The organism is Streptomyces sp. NRRL S-1022 (assembly GCF_000720135.1).
Lineage (GTDB): Bacteria > Actinomycetota > Actinomycetes > Streptomycetales > Streptomycetaceae > Streptomyces.
Window position 1 is genome coordinate 55,770 of the sequence record NZ_JOIU01000037.1, and the last position, 24,167, is coordinate 79,936.

General features: G+C 72.7%; 15 protein-coding genes and 1 pseudogene. 10 read left to right on the plus strand and 6 right to left on the minus strand.

The genetic code is table 11. The annotated features are described in order from the left end of the window. The first annotated feature begins 6 nt into the window (after nt 1–6). Entirely contained in the window at nt 7–2,211 is a 2,205-nt protein-coding gene (locus tag IG05_RS0137125; RefSeq protein WP_030348519.1) for a bifunctional glycosyltransferase/CDP-glycerol:glycerophosphate glycerophosphotransferase, read from the plus strand. A 57-nt stretch (nt 2,212–2,268) separates the two neighbouring features. On the opposite strand, the gene IG05_RS0137130 is transcribed toward IG05_RS0137125, so the two are convergent. Then, nucleotides 2,269–2,682, minus strand: a complete 414-nt coding sequence (locus tag IG05_RS0137130; protein WP_030348520.1) for an organic hydroperoxide resistance protein — start codon at nt 2,680–2,682, stop codon at nt 2,269–2,271. A 75-nt stretch (nt 2,683–2,757) separates the two neighbouring features. Between IG05_RS0137130 and IG05_RS0137135 the strand changes: the two genes are divergently transcribed. Then, nucleotides 2,758–3,249, plus strand: coding sequence for a MarR family transcriptional regulator (locus tag IG05_RS0137135; protein ID WP_030348521.1), 492 nt, complete (start codon nt 2,758–2,760; stop codon nt 3,247–3,249). Here IG05_RS0137135 and IG05_RS0137140 read toward each other — a convergent pair. Then, nucleotides 3,197–4,684: a glycosyltransferase family 39 protein gene (locus tag IG05_RS0137140; protein WP_030348522.1), complete on the minus strand. Its 1,488-nt coding sequence runs from the start codon at nt 4,682–4,684 to the stop codon at nt 3,197–3,199. The two genes, IG05_RS0137135 and IG05_RS0137140, sit on opposite strands and share 53 nt — an antisense overlap. Nucleotides 4,685–4,909: 225 nt before the next feature. On the opposite strand from IG05_RS0137140, the gene IG05_RS0137145 reads away from it, so the two are divergent. Genes IG05_RS0137145 through galE form a run of 3 tightly spaced genes read left to right on the plus strand, consistent with a single transcriptional unit; the run spans nt 4,910 to nt 8,892 of the window. Continuing rightward, nucleotides 4,910–6,181, plus strand: coding sequence for a glycosyltransferase 87 family protein (locus IG05_RS0137145; protein ID WP_199808448.1), 1,272 nt, complete (start codon nt 4,910–4,912; stop codon nt 6,179–6,181). A gap of 44 nt (nt 6,182–6,225) precedes the next feature. Continuing rightward, entirely contained in the window at nt 6,226–7,872 is a 1,647-nt protein-coding gene (locus IG05_RS0137150) for a glycosyltransferase family 2 protein (RefSeq protein ID WP_078894768.1), read from the plus strand. Nucleotides 7,873–7,911: 39 nt separating this feature from the next. Continuing rightward, the gene (gene galE / locus IG05_RS0137155; protein WP_030348525.1) at nt 7,912–8,892 is read left to right on the plus strand and encodes a UDP-glucose 4-epimerase GalE; all 981 of its coding nucleotides are present in this window, start codon (nt 7,912–7,914) and stop codon (nt 8,890–8,892) included. 62 nt (nt 8,893–8,954) lie between these two features. On the opposite strand, the gene IG05_RS0137160 is transcribed toward galE, so the two are convergent. After that, the gene (locus IG05_RS0137160) at nt 8,955–9,593 is read right to left on the minus strand and encodes a TetR/AcrR family transcriptional regulator (RefSeq protein ID WP_037815447.1); all 639 of its coding nucleotides are present in this window, start codon (nt 9,591–9,593) and stop codon (nt 8,955–8,957) included. Nucleotides 9,594–9,798: 205 nt separating this feature from the next. On the opposite strand from IG05_RS0137160, the gene IG05_RS0137165 reads away from it, so the two are divergent. The 4 genes and pseudogenes from IG05_RS0137165 (at nt 9,799) to IG05_RS0137180 (ending at nt 15,475) form a co-directional block, all read left to right on the plus strand. Further along, nucleotides 9,799–10,713, plus strand: a complete 915-nt coding sequence (locus tag IG05_RS0137165) for an ABC transporter permease (RefSeq protein WP_030348527.1) — start codon at nt 9,799–9,801, stop codon at nt 10,711–10,713. Continuing rightward, nucleotides 10,706–11,399 (plus strand): annotated as a pseudogene (locus IG05_RS42805) (ABC transporter ATP-binding protein); the annotation flags it as partial. The gene IG05_RS0137165 and the pseudogene IG05_RS42805, both read left to right, overlap by 8 nt. Nucleotides 11,400–11,597: 198 nt before the next feature. Beyond that, nucleotides 11,598–13,814, plus strand: coding sequence for a CDP-glycerol glycerophosphotransferase family protein (locus IG05_RS0137175; RefSeq protein WP_030348528.1), 2,217 nt, complete (start codon nt 11,598–11,600; stop codon nt 13,812–13,814). After that, nucleotides 13,811–15,475, plus strand: coding sequence for a glycosyltransferase family 2 protein (locus IG05_RS0137180; protein WP_030348529.1), 1,665 nt, complete (start codon nt 13,811–13,813; stop codon nt 15,473–15,475). Before IG05_RS0137175 ends, IG05_RS0137180 begins: the two co-directional genes overlap by 4 nt. A 116-nt stretch (nt 15,476–15,591) precedes the next feature. Here IG05_RS0137180 and IG05_RS0137185 read toward each other — a convergent pair whose 3' ends face one another. Next, complete coding sequence (locus tag IG05_RS0137185; RefSeq protein WP_051790658.1) at nt 15,592–17,079, minus strand: hypothetical protein; 1,488 nt, start codon at nt 17,077–17,079, stop codon at nt 15,592–15,594. A 197-nt stretch (nt 17,080–17,276) separates the two neighbouring features. Continuing rightward, nucleotides 17,277–22,220: an NAD-glutamate dehydrogenase gene (locus IG05_RS0137190; protein WP_030348531.1), complete on the minus strand. Its 4,944-nt coding sequence runs from the start codon at nt 22,218–22,220 to the stop codon at nt 17,277–17,279. 640 nt (nt 22,221–22,860) lie between these two features. On the opposite strand from IG05_RS0137190, the gene IG05_RS0137195 reads away from it, so the two are divergent. Next, nucleotides 22,861–23,427: a DJ-1/PfpI family protein gene (locus tag IG05_RS0137195; protein ID WP_030348532.1), complete on the plus strand. Its 567-nt coding sequence runs from the start codon at nt 22,861–22,863 to the stop codon at nt 23,425–23,427. Nucleotides 23,428–23,447: 20 nt separating this feature from the next. Here IG05_RS0137195 and IG05_RS0137200 read toward each other — a convergent pair whose 3' ends face one another. Next, the gene (locus IG05_RS0137200) at nt 23,448–24,116 is read right to left on the minus strand and encodes an HAD family hydrolase (protein ID WP_030348533.1); all 669 of its coding nucleotides are present in this window, start codon (nt 24,114–24,116) and stop codon (nt 23,448–23,450) included. Between the last annotated feature and the right edge of the window lie 51 nt (nt 24,117–24,167).

Consider the following 24,167-nt stretch of genomic DNA (forward strand, 5'->3'; position numbering starts at 1 on the left):
CCCGCCGTGCCCCGCTTCAGTCTGATCGTCCCCTGCTTCAAGGTGCAGGGTTTTCTGCGCGAGTGCCTGGACTCGGTGCTCGGGCAGTCCTTCGGCGACTTCGAGCTGATCGCCGTGGACGACCGCTCCCCGGACGGCTGCGGCGCGATCCTCGCCGAGTACGCCGCACGCGACCCGCGGGTGAGGGTGCTGCACCTGCCGGAGAACGTGGGCCTCGGACGGGCCCGCAACGCGGGCCTCCCGCACGCCACGGGCGACTACCTGTTCTTCCTGGACAGCGACGACACCCTCACCCCGGGCGCGCTGCGGGCGGTCGCCGACCGGCTCGCCGAGGCCGAGGACCCGGACGTGCTCGTCTTCGACTACGCGCGCACCTACTGGTGGGGCGGCACCCGGCGCAACGTCCTCGCGCCCGTCCTGGCCGAGGCGCCCGCCGTCTTCACCGTCGCGGAGTACCCGCGGATCCTGGACCTGCTGATGGTGGTCTGGAACAAGGTGTACCGGCGGGAGTTCGTCGCGGAGAACGGCTTCGCGTTCCCGCCGGGCTACTACGAGGACACGCCCTGGACGTTCCCGGTCATGCTGAGCGCCCGCCGGATCGCCGCCCTGGACCGCATCTGCCTGAACTACCGGCAGCGCCGGCAGGGCAACATCCTGTCCACCACGAGCCGCAAGCACTTCGACATCCACGACCAGTACGAGCGGGTCTTCGCGTTCGTGGCCGAGCGGCCAGAGCTGGCGCAGTGGCGGCCGTACCTGCACCGCAAGATGGGCGAGCACTGCCTGGACATCCTCGCCAAGCCGGACCGCCTGCCGCCCGCCGACAAGGCCGAGTTCTTCCGGCGCACGGCGGAGATGTTCCGCCGGCACCGGCCCGCGGGCGCCCCGGTGGACGGCGAGGTCGCCGTGCTGGAGGGGTCGTGGACCGGGTACCGGCTGAAGCGGCAGGCGGCGCGGGCCGGGCGGGAGGCGGCCCGGCGGGCGGAGCGGGTGCGCCACGCGGCCGGCGGCCGGGCGCGGGCCGGCTGGGCGGCCGTGCACGCGCACCGTCCGCTGGACGAGCACCTCGTGGTCTACTCGGCGTCCTCGCACCGGGGCCTGCTCGGCGACCCGGCGGCCGTCCACGCGGCGGCCCGGGAGATCGCCCCGCAGCTGCGCGGGGTCTGGGTGGTGCGGGACGCGGAGACGGTCGCGCGGCTGCCGCCCGGTACCGAGCACGTGATCGTCGGCTCGCGGCGGTACCTGGAGGTGACCGCGCGCGCGAAGTTCTTCGTCAACGACGTCAACTGGCCCGGCTCCCTGGCCAAGCGCCCCGGCAGTGTGCACATCCACACACACCAGGGCACCCCGCTGAAGTACGTGGGCGCCGACCTGCTCGACAAGCCGGGCGCCCGGCTCGGCTTCGACGTGCCGCAGATGCTGCGCCGGGCCGACCGCTGGGACTACAGCCTGGTCGCCAACCGGCACTCGGAGCTGGTGTGGGAGCGGGCCTACCCCTGTCACTTCACGTCCGTGCGCACCGGCAGCCCGCGCAACGACGTGCTGGTGAACGGCGCGGCCGGTGACTTCCGGGAGCGGCACGGCATCCCGGCGGACCACACGGTCGTGCTGTACGCGCCGACCCGCCGGGACTACCGCCGGGGCGGGCACGTGGAGCGGATCGACCTGGCCCGGTTCGCGGCCGACCTCGGCGAGGGCCACACGCTCGTGGTCCGGCTGCACCCGTCGCTGGCGACCGGTCCCGCGCGGGGCATGGGCCTGGCGGAGCTGGCCCGGCGCCGGGTCGTGGTGGACGCGACCGACGAGCCGGGGACGGCGGACGTGCTGCTGGCGGCGGACGTGCTGGTCACCGACTACTCGTCCGTGATGTTCGACTACGCCGTGCTGGACCGGCCGATCGTGGTGCACGCCGACGACTGGTCCGCGTTCCGGGCGAGCCGGGGCACCTATCTCGACATCACCGCCGAGCCGCCCGGCCACGTCTCCACCTCGTACCGCGAGCTGGCGTGGCTGCTCGCCTCGGGCGCCTGGCGGGACGAGGAGTCGACGCGGCTGCGCGCGGACTTCCGGGCCCGGTTCTGCGAGTACGACGACGGGCGGGCCGCCGAGCGGGTGGTGCGGACGCTGCTGCTGGGCGAGTCGGCACCGGGGCCGCAGCCGGTGCGGATCCCGGGCCAGGCGGCGGCCCCGGACTCGCTGACGTCCGCGTGAGCCGTGCGCGAGGGGGCCGGCCCCGACCGGGACCGGCCCCCTCGGGCGCGCTCGGTGTCACTCGACGATCAGGTCGACCTCGATGTTGCCGCGGGTGGCGTTGGAGTACGGGCAGACCTGGTGGGCGGTCTCGATCAGCTTGCGGCCGGTCGCCTCGTCCACGGTGTCGGGCAGCTCGATGCGCAGGGTGACCTTCAGGCCGAAGCCCTCGCCCTGCTTGCCTATGCCGACCTCGGCGGTCACCGCGGCGTCGCTGACGTCGACCTTGGCCTGGCGGCCGACGAGGCCGAGGGCGCTGCCGAAGCAGGCGGCGTACCCGGCGGCGAAGAGCTGCTCCGGGTTGGTGCCCTGGCCGTTGCCGCCCAGCTCCACCGGCATGGCGAGGGCCAGGTCGATCTTGCCGTCGGAGGAGACGGCACGTCCCTCGCGGCCGTGGGTGGCGGTGGCGACAGCGGTGTAGAGCGCGTCCATGGAGACCATCCCTCTGGGGTGTGGCGGATCGTTGCGGACATAAGTAGAGCACACAATTCAGTTGTGCACAACTAAATGGCCCGCAAGAGCTATCCTGGAGCCATGAACGACATGGACTGGCTGCGCCTGGACCGGCAGATCTGCTTCTCCCTGCACGCCGCGTCCCGCGCCTTCAACGGCGTCTACCGCGTGGTCCTGAAGGAGCTCGGGCTCACCTACCCGCAGTACCTGGTGATGCTGGTGCTGTGGGAACAGGGCGAGCTGCCGGTCAAGAAGCTCGGCGAACAGCTGCGGCTCGACTCCGGCACCCTGTCCCCGCTGGTCAAGCGGCTGGAGGCGGCCGGCCTGGTGCGGCGCGAGCGCAGCGCCGAGGACGAGCGCTCGGTCCTGGTCCAGCTCACCGGGGAGGGCACGGCACTGCGCGGGCGGGCCCTGGAGGTGCCCCGCCGTATCATGTCGGCGACCGGCTTCGACCTGGCCGAGATCGTCGACCTGCGCGCCCGCCTCGACCAGCTCACCACCGCTCTGGACGCGGCGGCGGAGGCGGAGGCGCGGGCAGCCCGCTGAGCGGCCGGACGTAGAGCCGTACGGTCACCGCGCCCCGCACGGCTTCCCGGCGGGCGACGAACTGCTGCCCGAGCACGGCCGCCTTCGCCCGCTCGACGGGGTTGCGCGGCGCCCGCCGGCCGGCGAGCAGCCGCCCGTCCGCGACCACCCACACCCGGTCCAGCAGCGCCAGCCTGCGGCGCACCTCCGCCGGTCCCGCCTCCCGCCCGTACAGCGTCCCTGACTCGGCGGCCTCCGCCACCAGCATCACGTCCCGCGTCCCGCGAAAGGCCCGCGGATACGTGAGCGCCACGTTCCGCATCGGCCCGGGGAGGAACAGCACGGGTGCGCCGGGGGGAACGTTCCGCCCGGCCGCCCGGGAGATCGCGCCCAGGTCGTCCGGCCGGTGACCGGGCTCCCGGTCCTTCTGGAGCAGGGGGAGCTGGTGGAGGAGGGAGAGGGCGACGGCGAGAACGCCGGTGAGCGTGGGGAGGTTGCCCGGACGACCGGCGCGCAGCCGCCCGACGGCCCCCGCCAGCCGCTCGGCCCCGCAGGCCACCAGCAGCGGCGCCCCGGACAGGGCGTACAGCACGTACCGGTCGACATACAGCGGCGACCACAGCGACGCCAGCATCAGCACCACCGGCGGCACCACCGCCACCGGCAACGCCACTCCCGCGCACGTGAGTTCCCCCCGCCGCCCCACCAGGCCCGCCAGCCCCAGGGCCCCCAGCCCGAGGCACACCCAGAACACCTCGTCCGCCGGCCCCAGGAACTCCCGCAGCAACCTTTCCGCAGTCTGCGCCGTGGGCGCCCGCAGCCACGCCAGCTGTGCCGCCTGCCCCCGCGACACCGCCACCATCGGCAGCAGCGCGAGCGCCACCGCCGCCGCCGCGCGCCCCCAGCCCCGCCACACCGGCCGCCCGGCCCGGGCCAGCGCCAGCGACACCGCGTGCGCCGGGAGCAGCAGCACCGCGAACTCGTGCAGCCAGCAGGTGAGTCCGAGGACGGCGCCGTAGGGCAACCAGGAGCCGCCCCGCACGGCCCGGACGAACAGCAGCGTCGCGCCGGTGGCGCCGGCCGCGACGAGCGCGTAGGACCGGCCCTCCTGGGCGAAGTGGCCGGCCATCGGCGTGACGGCGTACAGCAGTCCGGCCCACAGCCCGACCCGCGGCCGGGCCAGCCGGGTGCCCAGGGCGGCCACCAGGGCCGCCGTGCCGGCCGCCGCGCACAGCGACGGCAGCCGCAGGACGACCTCGCCGGGGTGGACGGCGAGGACGGCGTGCAGCAGCAGGTAGTACAGGCCGTGCACCGCGTCGACGTCGTGCAGCAGCCGCCAGATCTGCGGCACGGTACGGCGCCCGACCTGGTAACTGACCGCCTCGTCGCGCCACATGCCGCCCCGGTCGAGCCCCCAGAGGCCGAGCGAGAGCATCACCAGCGCGGGCAGGCCCACGACGGCGGCCCGGTACGGCCGCGTCCGGGACGCCGGGACCCCGTACGGTGGGTGGCTCGTCGCACCCGTCGGTACACCAGAGGTCACAGCCGCCCGACGCGACCGGGGTTTCGCAGGAAGCCCGACGTTCACCATGGCCCGATCTCTTACGATTAGCCAATATTTACGGTTCTTGACGGCATATCAGCATCAATACACCATCCGCACCGCTTAGGCTCCCATGTGATGAACCGTCCCCGCGTCACCCCCGGCCCGGTCCTCACCCTCACCGCCATCTGGCTCACCACCCGCGCCCTGATGCTGTGGCTGCTCGTCCGGAGCGGCGCCCGGCTGCTGGGTGGCGGTGCGGTGAGCCGCGAGGTGTGGCGGCTGTACTTCCACTGGTACGGCGTCCTCGCGCACGGCTCCTTCCCCGTGCACGACACGCTGTGGCAGTACCCGCCGGGCGCCGGCGCGGTGCTGCTGGCGCCGGGCCTGCTGCCGGGCCTGACGTACTTCGAGGCGTTCGTGACGGTCACCCTGGCCGTGGACGCGCTGGCCCTGGCGCTGCTGCTGCGCGCGGGCACCCGGCCCGGACGCAGCCTGCTCGGCGCGGCCCTGTGGACCGGCGGCCTGCCGCTGCTGCTGCACCTGCCGCTCGCCCGGTACGACGTCCAGGTCACCGCCCTGGCCATGTGCTCCCTGCTGGCCTCGGCGCGCTCCCCGCGCGCGAGCGGCGTCCTCGGGGCGCTGGGCGCGCTGGTGAAGGGGTGGCCGGCGCTGGTGCTGCTGGGCGCGCTCCGGGGCCGGCCGACGCGCACGGCGTGGGCGTGGGCGGGGTGGGCCGGCCTCGGGTGCCTCGCCCTGCTCGCGGCCCGCTTCACCCACCCGCTGTCGTTCCTGCGGGAGCAGGGCGGCCGGGGCGTGCAGATCGAGTCGCTCGGCGGTACGGCGCTCAACCTGGCCCGGCTCGCCGGCTGGCCGGGCCGGGCCCGCTACCGGTACGGGGCGATCGAGCTCGTCGGCCCGCACGTGCAGGCCGTCGCCACCGCCTCCCTCGCGCTGACGGCGATCTCCTTCGGGCTGCTGGTGCTGTGGCGGGTACGGGCACGGCACTGGACCGAGGCCACGCCGTTCGACGCGGCGCTGAGCGCGGTGCTGCTGTTCACGGTCACCAGCCGGGTGATCAGCCCGCAGTACATGATCTGGCTGATCGGGCTGGCCGCCGTGTGCCTGACCTCCCGGCACACCAGCCAGCGGCCGGTGGCGGTGCTGGTCCTGGCGGCGTCCGCGCTCAGCACCGTGGCGTACCCGATGTTCTACGGTGAAGTGGTCGAGGGCACCTGGGCCGGGTGCCTGCTGATGCTGGCCCGCAACGGGGTGCTGACGGCCGCCGCCGTGCTCTCTTTCGGGCGGCTGTGGCGGGCCGCGCGGCCGCCGGCCGGAAAGACCGTGCCGCCGACGCAACCCCGAGCCGGTTCCGACCGTCTTCCGGAGCGAGCACTAAGCCTCTCTTAACGGGGTATTACCGAATATTCTTACGCTTCCGGCCTGTGGACCCCATGCATCCAGAACCGCGACACCCCCGCCCGGCCCCGACGCCAGGGCCGGCATCGTCACCGACGCCGGCACCCCAGGTCGCCGTCGTCGTGATCGGCTACAACGACCGCGCCCATGTGGGTGATGCCGTGCGCTCGGCACTCGCGCAAGGGCCGGCGGTCGCCGAGGTGATCGCCGTCGACGACTGCTCCACCGACGGCAGCGACGAACTGCTCGCCCGGCTGGCGGCCGGCGAACCGCGGCTGCGCGTGGTGCGCCGGCCGGTGAACAGCGGCGGCTGCGGCAGTCCGCGCAACGCCGGCGTCGACGCGGCGACCGCGCCGTACGTGATGTTCCTGGACAGCGACGACGTGCTGCCGCCCGGCGCGGTGGACGCGCTGCTCGCGGCGGCCACGGAGGCGCACGCCGAGGTGGCGAGCGGACTGTGCGTGCGCCGGGAGCTGCCCTCGGGGCGCGAACAGCCCTGGCAGGCGCCCCTCTACGAGGCGCCCGCCGTCCTCGCGCGCGCCACCCAGCGCCCCCGCCTGGTCCACGACACGCTGTGCGTCAACAAGCTGTACCGCACCGACTTCCTGCGCACCCACGGCATCCGCTTCCCCGAGGGCCGCTTCCTCTACGAGGACTTCGTCTTCGTCGCGCGCGTGCTGGCCGCGAGCCCGCGCATCGCGCTCGTACCGGACCGGGTGTACGTGTGGCAGGTCCGCCGGTCGGCCGAGCGGCTGTCGCTCTCGCTGGACCGGGGGCGCATCGAGAACTGGACCGCGCGGCTGGAGGCGTCCACGCTGGCGTACGACATCCTGCTGGGCGCCGGGCAGAAGGAGCTCGCGCGGGCGGCGCGCGCCAAGTTCCTCGACCACGAGGTGCGCATGTACGTGCGCGAGCTGGGGTTGCGCGACGCGCACTACCGGCGTGCGTGGTGGGAGCAGACCCGGGAGTACCTCGCGCACTACGACGCGGCCGACTGGGAGCAGGACCCGGCCGCCCCCGGCCGCCTGGTCGCCCGGGTCCTGCTGGAGTCGCCCGAGCCGCGCGACCTGCCCCGGCTGCGGGAGCTCGCCGCCCGCCCGGCGCGCCTGCTCCCGCCGTACGCCCGCACCCCCGACGGGACCCCGGTGTGGTCCGCCGCCCTCCCCCAGGTCTCCCTGGCCCCCTTGCTGACCCGGCCCGTCGCCGGGCTGCCGCTCGCCGTGGACGCGGAACTGCGCCCCCGTGCGCGCGTCTCGCTGCTGCGCCTGCGGCTGCACGAGCTGTACGGCAGGGTGGCCGAGGCGGACCCGCGCGAGGTGGAGCTGGAGTGGCAGGCGCGCGAGGACGAGCGCCCGCGCGGACGCACGACGGTGGCACTGACGTCCTCCGGCGCGGACACCTGGTCGGCCGAGGTCCCCGTGGACCTGGCCCGGCTCGGCGCGGGCACCTGGGACCTGCGCCTGACCCTGCGCTTCGCGGACGGCACACAGCGGGAGACGACGGCGCACGCCCTCACGGGCGCCGGCCGGCTGCGCAGGCGCGCCGTCCCGAGCGCCGTGCACGGCGTACTCCTGGTCCAGCCGTACGCCACGCACTCCGGCGCACTCGCCCTGCGGGTGGCGACCGGTTTGGGCGGGGTGCTGCGGGTGCTGCGCGGCCGGCTCCGCCGCCTGTTTCACTGAACACGGGCCGGCCGACGAGCTGACGAAGGGATGGCCGCAATGACCTGGCTGATCACCGGCGGCGCCGGATACATCGGGGCGCACGTCGTACGGGCGATGACCGAGGCGGGCGAGCGCGCGGTCGTCTACGACGACCTGTCCACGGGGCTCGCCGCGCGCGTGCCGGCCGAGGTCCCACTGGTGCGCGGCTCGGTCCTGGACGCGGACCGGCTGGCCCGCGCCCTCGCCGAGCACGAGATCACCGGTGTCGTCCACCTGGCGGCGAAGAAGCAGGTGGGCGAGTCGGTGGAGCGCCCGCTGCACTACTACCGGGAGAACGTCGAGGGCCTGCGCGTGCTGCTGGAAGCGGTGACGGCGGCGCAGATCCCGTCCTTCCTGTTCTCCTCCTCCGCGGCCGTCTACGGCATGCCCGACGTGGACCTGGTGACCGAGGAGACACCCTGCCTGCCGCTGTCCCCCTACGGCGAGACGAAGCTGGCCGGCGAGTGGCTCGTGCGGGCCGCGGGCCGGGCGACCGGCATGGCCACGGCGGCGCTGCGCTACTTCAACGTGGCGGGCGCGGCCGGCCCCGAGCTGGCCGACACCGGTGTGTCCAACCTGATCCCGATGGTGTTCGAGCGGCTCACCGAGGGCGCGGCGCCGCGGATCTTCGGAGACGACTACCCGACGCCCGACGGCACGTGCGTCCGTGACTACATCCACGTGGTCGACCTGGCCGAGGCCCATGTGACCGTCGCCCGCGCGCTGCGCTCCGCGCCCGGCACCCACCTCACCCTCAACATCGGCCGCGGTGAGGGCGTGTCGGTCCGCGAGATGATCGACCGCGTCAACGCGGTCACCGGCTACGACCGCCCCCCGACGGTCACCCCGCGCCGCCCCGGCGACCCCGCCCGGGTGGTCGCCTCGGCCGCCCGCATCGCCACGGAACTGGGCTGGCAGGCCAAGTACGACGTCCAGGACATGATCACGTCGGCGTGGGAGGGCTGGGTACGGGCCCACCCGGAGGCGGCGCGGTCGTAAGGGGCGTGAGTGGGCGTGAATGGGCGTAGGGGGGCCGTGGTGCGGGGCTCCTGCGGGAGCCCTCACAGCGCCTTGAGCGCCCCCGCCGTGGCCCGGGCCAGCTTCTCCAGGTAGCCCTTGGGCAGCTTGGGTGAGCGGATCACCACCGCGCGCCAGTACAGCGGCCCGGAGATCAGGTCCAGGGCCAGCTCGGGATCGAGCCCCGCCGGCAGCTCGCCCCGCGTCTCCGCCGCCGCCACGATCCGGCTGGCCACCCCCTCCTGACCGTCCCGCAGCGCCCTCTGGAAGGCCTCCGCCAGGTCGGGGTTGCGGGCCGCCTCGGCCTGGAGGTCGGGAATGATCTGCGACGCCACCGGATGCCGCAGCGCGCGGGACGTGACCTCGTACAGAAGCCGCAGGTCCCCCTCCAGGGAGCCGGTGTCCGGCACCGGGAAGCCGGTCACCGCCAGCGCCGACACCACGTCCAGCACCAGGTGCAGCTTCGAGCGCCACCGCCGGTACACCGCCGTCTTGCCGACCCCGGCCCGCCGGGCGATCCCCTCGATGGACATGCGCGCGTAGCCGGCGGCCGCCAGCTCCTCGAAGACGGCCGCCCGGATGGCCTCGGTCACGTCCTCCCGGAGCACGGCCGCCCCGGCGGGCGCCCGGCGGCGCGCACGCACCGGCGGCTCGTCGGCGGGCCCGGCGGCGTTCGTCGTCATACCGCACAGCATAGGGGCGTCACGACGAAACGGTTGCGTTCCGACGTCGATTGGCCCTACGCTCGCGTGGCGACGATACGGTCCCGTCCCGACGTAAGAGAACGTGAAGGAAAGCGTAAGGAAACGCCGGACGACGGGAACGAACGCGGCGTTCCCGGCGAAAGTCGGGCGCAGCACCCCCTCCCCCCGAGCGAAAGCAGCGGATGTGAGCCAGGTCCTCCACACACCGCCCCCGACCCAGGCCCCGGCCGACGACGACCTCGCGGCACTGGCGGCCCGGCACGGCCTGACGGTCAGCGGCGCCCGCCCCTCCCTGCCGGAGTACGTCCGCCAGCTGTGGGCCCGCCGGCACTTCATCAGCGCCTTCGCCACCGCCAAGCTGACCGCGCAGTACAGCCAGGCGAAGCTCGGCCAGGTCTGGCAGGTCATGACCCCGCTGCTGAACGCGGCGGTGTACTACTTCATCTTCGGCGTGCTGCTCGGCACCAAGCACAACGTCCCGGACTACGTCCCGTTCCTGGTCACGGGCGTGTTCATCTGGACGTTCACGCAGAGCTCGATCATGGCGGGCACCCGCGCGATCTCCGGCAACCTCGGCCTGGTCCGCGCGCTGCACTTCCCGCGTGCCGCCCTGCCGATCTCCTTCGCCCTCCAGCAGCTCCAGCAGCTGTTGTTCTCGATGGCCGCCCTGGTCGTCATCCTGCTCTGCTTCGGCGTGCCGGTCGCCGCGTCCTGGGCGCTGGCGCTCCCGGCGCTCGTGCTGCAGTTCACGTTCAACGCCGGGGTGTCGATGATCGTGGCCCGGATGGGCGCCAAGACCCCCGACATCGCGCAGCTGATGCCGTTCGTGCTGCGCACCTGGATGTACGTGTCCGGCGTGATGTGGAGCATCGACAAGCTGGCCAAGAAGGACGACCTGCCGCACATCGTCACCGTCCTGCTGGAGCTCAACCCGGCCGCGGTCTACATCGACCTCATGCGGTTCGCGCTGATCGACAGCTTCCACGCCGGATCCCTGCCCCCGCACGTCTGGGCGGTGGCCGTCGGCTGGGCCCTGCTCGCCGGCATCGGCGGCTTCATCTACTTCTGGAAGGCTGAGGAGACGTACGGCCGTGGCTGAGCACAGCGAGAAGATCCCCACCGTCGTCGCGGACGACGTCGACATCGTCTACCGGGTCAACGGCACCGGTGCCGGCCGCGGCTCCGCCACCGCCGCCCTCAACCGCATCCTGCGCCGCAAGCAGACCGAGCGGGCGGCCGGCGTACGCCGGGTGCACGCGGTCAAGAAGGTGTCGTTCGTCGCCTACCGGGGCGAGGCCATCGGGCTCATCGGCACCAACGGCTCCGGCAAGTCCACCCTGCTCAAGGCGGTCGCGGGCCTGCTCCCGGTGGAGAGCGGGCACATCTTCACCGACGGCCAGCCCTCCCTGCTGGGCGTGAACGCGGCGCTGATGAACGACCTCACGGGCGAGCGGAACATCTACCTCGGCGGCCTGGCCATGGGCATGTCCCGGGAGCAGATCAAGGAGCGCTACCAGGACATCGTCGACTTCTCCGGGATCAACGAGAAGGGCGACTTCATCACCCTGCCGATGCGCCGGAACCGTCTTCCTGGTCAGCCACAACAACAAGTCGATCCGGGACACCTGCGAGCGGGTGCTGTGGCTGGAGCGCGGCGAACTGCGCATGGACGGTCCGACCGAGGAGGTCATGAAGGAGTACGAGGCCTTCACCGGCGACAAGAAGCCGGCCCCCGGGAAGCCTGCGGCGAAGGCCCCGGAGCAGAAGAAACCGGAACCGAAGGCCACCGGCCCGAAAGGGGAAGTGAAGAACACGGAAGCGTCCGGCACGAAGGCGGACACATCGCAACCGGACGCGCCCAAAGTGCCTCTTCCCTCCTGAGCCCTCTCTTACGCCGGGCGCAGCCATCCCTTTCATCCGCTTAGTGACAGTATGTTATGAAGGGTTGCGTCCGGAGACATCAATCCGAAGGAGTCCACTGCGATGCCCCAGTTGAGTGTGATCGTCTACGGGCCGAACGCACAGGGGCATCTGACCGAGCTGCTCGGTTCCCTGGAGTCCCACCCCCTCCCCGACGCCGAGGTGATCGTCGCCGCGGTCGGCGCGTGGGCGCGGGAGACGGCCGAGGCCCACGCCCCCGAGACGATCGTCGTCCCGCTGCCGGACGGCACCGGTGACGCGGCGGCCCGGGCGGCCGGCGCCGCCCGCGCCACCGGCCGCTGGCTGCACTTCGTCCACGCCGAGGACGGCCTGCCGGCCGGCGCGCCCCGCCTGATCGCCGAGCGGACCGCCGAGCTGGACGCCGCGAGCACGGCGCCGGACACCCCCGTGGACGTCCTCCTCTTCGACCACGTCACCACCACCTGGCAGACCGCCGCCCGGCCCTCCCGCGACGGCCGCCACCTCGCCGCCGTCGGCCGCGCGGGCCTGCCCCTGGACCAGGCCGCCGACCTGCTGCGGCTCACCCCGCTGCTCGGCAACCGCGCCCTGCGCGCCGCGTTCTGGCAGGCCCACGAGGAGCAGCTGAACACCGACGACGAGCCCCGCGCCGCCCACACGGCCCTGCTCCTCGCCGGCCGCGTCGCCTGCCTGAACCAGACGGCGTACGAGCACCGGGTGCTGCGCCCCGAGAGCCTGCCGCCGCGCGTCCCCGAGGACCGGCTCAGGCTCGTCGACCACTACGAGTCCCTGCTCGCGCTCACCAAGGACCGCCGCGCCCCCCGCACGGTGCTGTACGACCTGATGGTGCGCGACCTCATCCGCACCTTCGCCCGCGAGGACCTGCCCGACCCGGTGGCCCGCGAGTTCTTCCGCCGCGCCTCCCTGGCCGCCGTCCGCTGGCGCCCCGAGGGCCACCGGCGCCCGGCGGGCCTGGAGGGCGTACGCCACGGGCTGCTGGAGGAGGGCGCCTACACCAAGTACCGGGCGTTCCAGACGGCCAACCGCACCCGCCGCGCCGCCCGCAAGGCCGTACGCACCCGCAAGCGGCGGCTGGGCGCCAAGGTCCGCGACCGCCAGTACCAGCGCGCGCTGAGCCGCCCGGTGGACCCGAACCTCGCCGTGTTCGCCGCCTACTGGGAGCGCGGGGTGTCCTGCAACCCGGCCGCGATCGCCGCGAAGCTCGCCGAACTCGCCCCGCACATCCACCCGGTGTGGGTGGTGAACAAGGAGAACGCGGCCCTGCTGCCGCCCGGCACCGACCACGTGGTCCCCGGCACCCGCCGCTACTGGGAGACCCTGGCCACCGCGAAGTACCTGACGAACAACGTCAACTTCCCCAACGCGGTCGTCAAACGCCCGGACGCGGTCCACCTCCAGACCCACCACGGCACCCCGCTCAAGCGGATGGGCCTGGACCAGATGGACCACCCGGCCGCCGCCAAGGGCCTGGACTTCGCCGCCCTGCTGGCCCGCATCGACAAGTGGGACTACAGCGTCAGCGCCAACAGTCACTCCACCCGCATGTGGGAGCGCGCCTACCCGTCCCGCTACACGCCCCTGGACTACGGCTATCCGCGCAACGACGTCTTCTACCGGGCCACCGCCGCCGACGTCCGCGCCGCCCGCGACCGCCTCGGCATCGCGCCCGGGAAGACGGCCGTCCTCTACGCCCCCACCCACCGCGACTACGAGGCCGGCTTCACCCCGCGCCTCGACCTCGCCGCCCTCGCCGACCGCCTCGGTGAGAACACCGTCCTGCTGGTGCGCGCCCACTACTTCTACGGCGGCGCCGCCTCCCCGCTGACCGGCCTGCGCCGCTCCGGCCGGATCATCGACGTCTCCTCCTACGACCCCGTGGAGGAACTCTGCCTGGCCGCCGACGCACTGGTCACGGACTACTCCTCGATCATGTTCGACTACGCCAACCTGGACCGCCCGATCGTGATCTACGCCGACGACTGGGAGACGTACCGGACCACCCGGGGCGTCTACTTCGACCTGATGGCCGAACACCCCGGCCAGGTCGCCCGCACCCAGGAGGAGCTGGCGGAGATCTTCGTCTCCGGCGCCTGGCGCGACGACGGCGCGGCCAAGGCGCGGGCCGCGTTCCGGCGCCGGTTCTGCGAGTACGACGACGGACGCGCCGCCGAACGGGTCGTACGCCGGGTGTTCCTGGGCGAACCCGAGGACGCCCTGCCACCGGTGCTCCCCCTGGAGGACCGCACCCCCGCCCCGACCCCCGAGGAGGCCACGGCATGACCACCCCCGACGTCACGGTCACGGTCATCGTCTTCAACGACGCGGCTCGCCTTCCCCGCGCGGTCGCCTCGCTGCGCGCGCAGACCCACGCGAACATCGAGATCGTCATCAGCGACGACCACTCGACGGACGACACGCCCGCGGTGGCCCGGGAGCTGGCGGCCCAGGACCACCGGATCCGCTACATCCGCCTGCCGGAGAACAGCGGCGGGTGCAGTGCCCCGCGCAACCGGGCCATCGAGATCGCCCGGGCGCCGTACCTGATGTTCCTCGACAGCGACGACGAACTCCCGCCGCGCGCGGTGGAACTGCTGCTCGCCGCGCACCGCGAGCGGGAGGTGGACTTCACCATGGGCGCGGTCCGCCGGGTCCGGGTGGACAACGGCCGCCGCACCACGTGGATGCCGCACCTGGTCGCCGAACGCCGCACGGTGGAGGGCATCGAGCAGGACCCCCGGCTCCTCTTCGAGCACCTGTCGACCAGCAAGATGTACGCCCGCGCCTTCCTCGACCGCCACGAGCTGCGCTTCCCCGAGGGCATCCACTACGAGGACCAGCTGTTCTCGGCGCAGGCGTACTGCCTGGCGAAGGCGTTCACGATCATCCCGGACCCGGTGTACGTCTGGTACATCGAGCCGTTCGCCGCGGCGGCCTCGGCCTCCATCTCCAACCAGCGGCACAAGATCTCCAACGTCCGCGACCGGGTCCACGTCCAGCGGCTGATCGACGACTTCCTGGTGAGCAGCGGGCGCGCGGGGCTGCGGGAGGACAAGGACTTCAAGTTCCTCAAGCACGACTTCCGGATGTACGCGGGCGACCTGCCGTACCGGGACGAGGAGTGGCTGGCGTCCTTCGCGGACCTCATGACCCCCTACCTGGACACGCTCTCCCCCGACGCGTACGCCCGGCTGCCCCGCCCCGAGCGGGTGGTGCTGGAGCTGCTGCGCGACGGCCGCCTGGCCGAGGTGCGGCTGGCGGCGCGCGGGCTGGGCCACGCGGTGGCGCCGCGGCAGGTGACGACCGGCCCCGACGGCGTTCCCTACTGGGGCGACAGCGTCCCGTCGACCGACCGCGCCCGACGCGAGCTCGACGTCTCCGAGCTGGAGCTGGACACCCGGCCGTTCCCGACCGCCCAGTTCCGCCACGAGATCACGGAGCTGACGCCCGGTCCCGGCGCGTCCCTCGTCCTCGCTGTCCGCACCTACGACCCCGGTCTGCGGCTGCCGGTCGGGCCCCAGCGCGCGTCACTGCTCCTGACTCCCGGCAGACGCCGCATGACGATCCCCTTCCGCCTCGACCCGGTCCGCCCCGGCGTCTTCGAGGGCACGGTCCGGCTGGACCTGGCCGCCGCGCAGGTCCCGCTCCACGGCTTCGCCGGCCTGCGGCACCCCCTGGTCCGCCTGGACCAGCAGGGCCTTTCCAACTCGGCGCTGCTGCTCGCTCCGCTGGACTTCCCGGCGCGCACCGTCCGCATCCCCTACCACTCGGGCGCGGCCCCCCACGACCTCACGATCGAACCGGAATCCCGCAACCCCGGCCGCCTGCAGATCCGCTGGGCCCCCGTCGGCGTGACGGCCCACGTCACCCGCCCCTTGCTCCACCGCCTGGCCCACCCCCGCCTCAAGAACGCCGCCCGCCTGGCAGCGAGCGTGCTGAAGTAGACCGGGACCGCCCCTGAGGCACGCCGCGGCCTGCGGGCAGTCGTGCCGCAGGGGCGGCACGGGCGGGCGCGGGCGGCACCCTGCCGGCGCCGGTAAGCGACCCGCCCTCGTACGGCTCAGGGGAGCACTCGGTACAGGACCTGGTGCCCCGGGCCGACGGCCACCTTGCGAAGCCAGGGTGCCTTCGCCGACGTACCTCCGACGACCCACCGCACCCCGTACTCCCGCAGGATCCCCCGCCGTTCCGCCGCCCCCGTCCCCCCGGAGAAGTACCGCTCCACCGCCGTATCCCGACGCCCCGCATCGGGAAGGAACACATCCGGATACCCCGGCGCCACGGTGTACGGACCGTACGCGGGGATCTGCCGGGCCGGGAACGTACGAGCCATCACCACGTCCCCGTACTTCACCCCGGCCCGCATGATCCACTGGTAACCCACCCACGGCGTCCGGTACTTCTCGGCGACCACCCCCGGCAGCGCCCCCCGGTCCACCACGTACCCGAGCGTCCCGGCCTGCGTCCACGCCCCCACCGCCAGCGCGGCGAGCAGCACACACGCCCACCCCCGCCGCACGGCCCGCCGCCCCGCCGACACCGTTTCCAGCGCGGCCGCGAGCTGCGCCGGGATCAGCGCGGCGGGCAGGGCACGGCCCCAGGAGTAGTGCCCGGTCAGGCCCCCCGCCGTGAACACCAGCGCGCCGAGGAGGAAGAAGAGGACCAGCGGGTCCCGGTGGTCCCGCCGCCGGCGCAGGCCCAGCGCCGCCACCCCGAGCAGCACGAGCCCGAACCGCCCGGCCAGGTCCTGGTAGAGCGGCTGGTGGATGGCCTCCAGGTCCGCGCCCGCGGAGAACAGCGCGAAGAAGTCGTAGTACGGCCAGAGCCACAGCACCAGCAGCCCCGGGACCAGCCCGGCACCGAGCCGCGGCAGCAGCCCCCGCGCCGGCTTCGCCGCGAGCACCATGGCCAGGGCGCCCAGGGACGCCACCACCCCGGTGAACTGGTGGCACAGCAGGATCAGCGCCCACAGCACCCCCAGGGCCGGCCACACCCCCCACGCGGCCTCCGCGCGCAGTGCCCGCGTCAGCCAGGCCCAGAAGTGGAAGCTGAGCCCGAGTGCGAACACGCTGGGGTACGCCACCGTCAGGGCGAGGGAGTTCAGCCCGAGGAAGCCACTCCAGTTGAACAGCACCGGCCCCCAGAGCAGCAGCAGGCTCAGCAGGGCCAGGGCGGGCGCGGCGCGATGGGCGCTGAGCGTGCGGACGTACCGCAGGACCCCGGTCACCAGCAGGGCCAGCCCGGTGAGCGCGGCCAGCCGCAGCACCACGAAGACGGAGAGGCCCGTCAGCTTGGCGACGACACCGAGCAGCAGCATCCACGGCGAGTAGTAGGGGCTCGGCGTGCCGGCGTCGACCAGCGGGTTGCCGGGGTGCAGCAGGCTGTGCGCGAGGCGCTGGACGGTGGCCGCGTGCATGCCCAGGTCACCCGCCCACGGCAGGCGGACGACGACGAGGAGCAGCAGCACCACCACGAGCGCGGCGGCGAGCTGCGGCAGCGTACGGGCGGCGCGCGACGCGGAGCCGCTCGGCGATGCCGTGGGGCTCACCGGTTGGGTGTCTGACGGCGCGGTGTGCACATCGCCGACCCTATCCGAAGCCCCGCGAAGAGCAGGAAAAGGTAAATACAGCGCAGGTTTCCGGCAAGGCGCCGGCAAGAAATCCGCCGGAGCGTCAGGACGCCGGAACCCGGGAACGCGACAGGCGCCCCCGGTGCACGGCCGGGGGCGCCTGTCGTGTCGTACGCCTACGAGTGCGTGCGCAGCAGCGTCCGCATCGTCCGCATCGCCACCGACAGGTTGGCGAGGTCGAAGGAGTCGGAGCTGCGGATCTCGTCCAGCGTGGTGCGGGCGCGGCTCAGGATCGCCGCGTTCTTCTGCTCCCAGGCCTTGAAGCGCTGCTCGGGCGTCGAGGTGCCGTTCCCGACGGCCAGGACGTCCGCGGTGAGCGCCGCGTGGGCCGCGTACAGGTCCTCGCGGATCGAGGCGCGGGCCATGGACTGCCAGCGGTCGGCGCGGGGCAGCTCGATGATGCGGTCCATCAGCTGGGTGATGTTCAGCCGGTCGGCGAGGTCGTAGTAGATCTCGGCGACGTCCAGCGGCTCCTTGCCCGTGCGGTCGGCCACCGACACGATGTCGAGCGCCGGGAAGGCGGAGGAGAACCCGGCCACGCGGGTGGCGAGTTCGTCCGGGACACCGGCCGCGGACAGCTCGTCGTACACGTGCTGGTACCACTCCAGGTCCGCGCCGCGCAGCAGCTTCGGCAGCTCCTGCCAGACCCGCTCGACCCGGTCGGCGAAGAACGAGACCGTCTCGGCGAGCTGCAGCGGCTGCGGCCGGTTGTTGAGCAGCCAGCGGGTGCCGCGCTCGACCAGGCGGCGCGAGTGCAGCCGGATCCGGGTCTGGACGGCCGCTTCGACCTTGTTGTCCAGGGCCTCCACCGCGTCCCACACCGGTGCCGAGCAGAAGATCGCGCGGGCCGCGGTCTGGGCGCGGACGATCTCCTCCAGGGAGGCCCCGGTCTCCTCGCGCAGCCGGTGCAGATACGTCGTACCACCCGTGTTGACCGTGTCGTTGACCAGCACGGTCGTGGTGATCTCGCGGCGCAGCGGGTGGTTGTCGATCGCCTCGGCGAACCGCTCGCGCAGCGCCGTCGGGAAGTAGGCGTGCAGCAGACCGCGCAGGTACGGGTCGTCCGGCAGCGAGGTGTGCAGCAGTTCCTCGGCCACCGTGATCTTCGTGTACGCCATCACGACGGCCGTCTCCGGACCGGTCAGGCCCTGGCCGCCGGCGAGGCGCTCGCGGATCTGCCGGTCGGTGGGCAGGAACTCCAGCGCCCGGTCCAGGTGGCCCTCGCGCACCAGGTGGCGGATGAACCGCTGCTGGGCGTGGAGCATGTCCTTGGCCTGGAGGAGCGCGTTGGCCAGGGCGGTGTTCTGCGCGTAGTTGTTGCGCAGGACCAGCGCGCCGACCTCGTCGGTCATCTCGGCGAGCAGCTTGTTGCGCTGCTTGACGGTCATGTCGCCGTCCGTGACCAGGCCGTTCAGCAGGATCTTGATGTTCACCTCGTGGTCGGAGGTGTCCACACCGGCGCTGTTGTCGATCGCGTCGGTGTTGATCTTGCCGCCGAGCATGGCGAACTCGATCCGGCCGAGCTGGGTCAGGCCCAGGTTGCCGCCCTCGCCGACGACCCTGACCCGCAGGTCCCTGCCGTCGACGCGGATCGCGTCGTTGGCCTTGTCGCCGACGTCGGCGTTCGACTCCGCCGACGACTTCACGTACGTACCGATGCCGCCGTTCCACAGCAGGTCCACCGGCGCCTTGAGGATCGCCTTCATCAGGTCCGCCGGGGTCATCTTGGCGACCTTGTCCTCGATGCCGAGGGCCTGGCGGATGTGGCTGTTGAGCGGGATCGCCTTGGCGGAGCGCGGGAAGATGCCGCCGCCCGCCGACAGCAGCCCGGTGTCGTAGTCGGCCCAGCTGGAGCGGGGCAGCTCGAACAGGCGGCGGCGCTCGGCGTAGGAGGTGGCCGCGTCCGGGTGGGGGTCGATGAAGATGTGCCGGTGGTCGAAGGCGGCGACCAGGCGGATGTGCTCGGAGAGCAGCATGCCGTTGCCGAACACGTCACCGGACATGTCACCGATGCCGACGACCGTGAAGTCCTCGGTCTGCGTGTCCACGCCCAGCTCGCGGAAGTGCCGTTTCACGGACTCCCAGGCGCCGCGCGCGGTGATGCCCATGCCCTTGTGGTCGTAGCCGGCCGAGCCGCCGGAGGCGAAGGCGTCGCCGAGCCAGAAGTTGTAGGTGTTCGCGACCTCGTTGGCGATGTCCGAGAAGGTCGCGGTGCCCTTGTCGGCGGCCACCACCAGGTAGGTGTCGTCCCCGTCGTGCCGGACCACGTCCTGCGGCGGCACGACCTCGCCGGCCACCATGTTGTCGGTGATGTCCAGCAGTGCCGAGATGAACGTCTTGTAGCTGGCGACGCCCTCGGCCAGCCAGGCGTCGCGGTCCACGCCCGGGTCGGGCAGCTGCTTGGCGACGAAGCCGCCCTTGGCGCCGACCGGCACGATGACGGTGTTCTTCACCATCTGCGCCTTGACCAGGCCGAGGATCTCCGTGCGGAAGTCCTCACGCCGGTCCGACCAGCGCAGGCCGCCGCGCGCGACCTTGCCGAAGCGCAGGTGCACGCCCTCCACCCGCGGCGAGTACACCCAGATCTCGTAGGCCGGGCGCGGCGCGGGCAGGTCCGGGATGGCCTGCGGGTCGAACTTCATGGAGACGTAGTCGTGCGGCTTGCCGCCCTGCGCCTCCTGGAAGAAGTTCGTGCGCAGGGTCGCCTTGATGACGGTCAGGAAGGAGCGCAGGATGCGGTCCTCGTCCAGGCTCGCCACCTGCTCCAGGGCCGCGTCCAGCTCCTCCAGCAGGGCGTCGGTGATCTCCAGGCCGGCCTTCTGCCGGTCCGGGGACATCCGCGCCTCGAACAGGGAGACGAGCAGCCGGGTGGTGTGGACGTTGTTGCGGAGGGTGTCCTCCATGTAGTCCTGCGAGAAGGTCGAACCGGCCTGCCGCAGGTACTTGGCGTAGGCGCGCAGCACCATCGCCTGCCGCCAGCTCAGCCCGGCGCTCAGGACGAGCGCGTTGAAGCCGTCGTTCTCGGCCTGCCCGGTCCAGGTCGCCGCGAACGCGTCCTGGAACCGCTCGCGGGCGTCGTCGCCCAGGTAGTCGCCGTTGCCGCCGCCGAGCGTCTTCGGCATCCGCAGACCGAAGTCGTAGATCCAGGCGGTGGTGCGGTCCGCGCAGCGCAGCTCGTACGGCCGCTCGTCCGTGACCTCGACGCCGAGCCGGCTGAGCACCGGCAGCACCTTGGAGAGGGAGACCGTGCCGCCCTTCTGGTAGATCTTGAAGCGGCGCTCCTCGGGCGCGGCGCCCACCGGCTCGTACAGGCTGAGCGAGAAGGCCTTGTCCTCGCTCAGCTGCTCCAGGTGGACCAGGTCGGCGACCGCGGCACGCGGGCTGTGGTCGGCCTTGTAGCCCTCGGGGAAGGCGTGGCTGTAGCGGCGCAGCACCTCGGCCGCGCGCTCCTCGCCGCACTCGGCGGTCAGCGCCTCGGCGAACGCGTCGGCCCAGGAGCGGGCCGCCTCGACCAGGCGGGCCTCGATGCGCTCCTTGTCGGCGTCCGACAGCTCGGGCAGCTCGGTGCCCTGCGGGACCCGGACGACGAAGTGCAGCCGGGACAGGATCGACTCGGTGTTCCAGGCGGTGAAGTCGACGCTGGTGCCGCCCAGCTCCTCCTTCAGGATGTCGATGATCCGCAGGCGCACGCCGGTGGTGTAGCGGTCGCGCGGGAGGTAGACGAGGGCCGAGTAGTAGCGGCCGTACTCGTCCTGGCGCAGGTACAGCCGCAGCCGGCGGCGCTCCTGGAGGTAGAGCACGCTGGTGACGATGGACTGCAGCTCGGCGACCGGGGTCTGGAACAGCTCGTCGCGCGGGTAGGTCTCCATGATCTGGAGCAGGTCGCGGCCGTCGTGGCTGTGGGGCGAGAACCCGGCGCGGCGGAGCACCTCGTCGACCTTGCGGCGGATCACCGGGACCCGGCGCACGGACTCGGTGTACGCGGCGGAGGAGAACAGTCCGAGGAAGCGCCGCTCGCCGACGACGTTGCCGTCCGCGTCGAACTTCTTGACGCCGATGTAGTCCAGGTACGAGGGCCGGTGCACGGTGGCCCGGCTGTTGGCCTTGGTCAGCACCAGCAGCTTGTGCTCGCGGGCCTTGGCGCGGGCGTCGGCCGGGAGCCGCTCGAAGGAGGGGCTGACCGGGTGCTGGTCCTCCTGGGCGTGGTGCGGGTCCGAACGCAGTATGCCGAGCCCGGTGCCGGGCACGGCGGCGAGCGTGTCGTCCTCGCGCAGCTCGTACTCGCGGTACCCGAGGAAGGTGAAGTGGTCGTCGGCCAGCCAGCGCAGCAGCTCGCGGGCCTCCTCGACGTCGGCCCCGGGCAGGTCGCCGGGGGCGGGCTCGCCCTTCAGGCCGTCGGCCAGCAGGGTCGCCGTGGTCCGCATCTTCTCCCAGTCCTCGACGGCCTCGCGGACGTCGGACAGGACGCGGAGCAGGTCGGCGGAGATCTGCTTCAGGTCGGCGCGGTCGGTCTCCCGGTCGATCTCGACGTGGATCCAGGACTCGACGTGCGCGTCGTGCGGGAGGTCGCCGCCGGGCGGATTCGGCAGCACCTCGATCAGCTTGCCGGTCAGATCCCGCCGGACCACGAACTGCGGGTGGATGACGACGTGGATGCCGCGCCCCTGCCGGGTCAGCTCATTGGTGACCGAGTCCACGAGGAAGGGCATGTCGTCGGTGACGACTTCTACCACGGTGTGGCTGCAGGTCCACCCGTTCTCCTCCACGGTCGGGGTGTACACCCGGACGTTCGCGGTGCCCTGCGGGCGGGTCTCGGCGAGACGGTAGTGCGAGACCGCGGCGCCGAAGGCGTCGACCGGGTCGCGGTCGGCGAGGTCTTCCGGGGCGGTGTGCAGGTAGTAGCGCTGGAGGAACGCGAGCACGGATTCGCTGTCCGGGGTGCCGGGGGTGCCCTCGCTCGTCGTCCCGGTCGGTAGGTGCCCCCCGACCGGGCTGTTCTCAGCTACCCGGGCGGCCCGTTCGAGCAGCTCGGCCTTGGCTTCGTCCAGCTTGGTCTGCATTGTCCTCTGGCTCCTGTCGCGCGCCGTTGCGTGACGTAGAAGGAAGTACGGTCTCTTTCCCTCCGGCTCGACGCCACGGCCCGGGGTGTCCGGTCCGGTCCGACGCTATGCCGCGAGGTGAGATCAGCGGGGGGTATTCGGCCATTCTCGGCTCGTCCGTCGACTGTGACGCTGCCCTCGGCACCGCCGTGTCCCGGAGCGTCCTCGGCGTCCTGGGAGCGTCCGCGCTCCCGTCCCGCCCGCGAAGACCAGCGACCGCCGCCCGGTCACGGAGGTGTTCCGTGCAACCCGGGCGCAGGGCAGGAGCAGGATCGCCCCCGCGAGCTATCGCGCTGATCACGCCACAAGGCTATCGCCACTTACCCCGGACCCGTCATGAGCCGTATGTGTACAAAACCGAGGGGTGAAGTTTGACATTCTGCACAGCGGCGGGGCGGGGGCGAGTGGCGTATCCGCGCGGAGGGGTCCGGACGGCCGGCCGGTGTGCCGGCCGGTGTGGCCGGTCTTCGGTCACCCGGTCGCGTCCCCGCGCCCGGGACGGCACCCTGAAGAACAACCGGGCCCTCTTGGCAAGCGCGCCCGGCGGGGGCACGGTGCCCGCAGTCCATCCGCCGCCCGGAGTACGACCGGAGGAGCCGACATGCCCACCAAGATCCTCATCGTCACCGGCGACGCAGCGGAGTCCCTGGAGGTCCTCTACCCCTACCAGCGGCTGCTGGAGGAAGGCTACGAGGTCCACATCGCGGCCCCCACCCGCAAGACCCTCCGCTTCGTCGTCCACGACTTCGAACCCGGCTACGACACCTACACCGAGAAGCCGGGCTACACCTGGCCCGCCGACCTGGCCTTCTCCGAGGTCGAGCCGGGGGAGTACGCGGCCCTCGTCATCCCCGGCGGCCGGGCCCCCGAGTACCTGCGCAACGACGCCGAACTCCGCAAGATCCTCAAAGCGTTCTTCGACGCGGACAAGCCGGTCGCCCAGATCTGCCACGGACCGCTGCTGACCGCCGCGATCGACTCCCTCCGGGGCCGCCGGGTCACGGCCTACCCCGCGCTGGAGCCGGACATGCAGTCGGCCGGAGCGAGCTTCCAGGACACCGAGGCGGTCGTCGACGGCACCCTCGTCTCCTCCCGTGCCTGGCCGGACCACCCGGCCTGGATGCGGGAGTTCCTGAAGGTGCTGCGCTCCAAGGCACCGGCGAGCTGAGGCTTACGCCGGGCCCCGGGCTACGCCGCCATCCGCCACGCCTCGGCCACCGCGTCGGCCAGCGTGTCCACCACCGGCACGCCCACGTGCTCCAGGCTCTCCCGGCTGTGCGACCCGCCGCTGTACAGCACGGCCCGCGCCCCGACGTGCCGCGCGGCGACCGCGTCGTCCGCCGCGTCCCCGATCACCACGGTCCGCTCCGGCGCCACCACTCCCGCCAGCGCCTCCAGATGCCGCACCATGTGCTCGGCCTTGCTGCCCCCGGACGGGCCCGTACGCCCGTCGACCCGTATGAAGTGCGCCTCGATCCCGAAGCCCCGCACGAGCGGCACCAGCTCCTCGTGCCCGTACATGCTCAGCAACGACTGGCTGTGTCCCGCCGACCGCCACCCGAGGAGCAGCTCCTCGGCCCCCTCGGTCAGCCCGCACCGCACCCGGTGCTCGGCGTAGTGCCGGTGGAAGACCCCGTCCATCAGCTCCCACTCGGTGTCGGTCGGCAGCCGGCCGAGCAGCCGCTCGTAGAACTTCGGCACCGGCACGCAGTACAGCGTCCGGTACTGCTCCAGAGTGATCGGCGCCAGCCCCAGCTCGGCGAAGGCGGCGTTGGTCGCCCCGATGATCGCGTCATTGTCGTGGAACAGTGTGCCGTTCCAGTCCCAGACGATGTGCGCGCTTGCGTGCATCCCCATGTCCAAGACCGTACCCGCCCCCACTGACAATCAAGGCGCCGCCCGGACCGG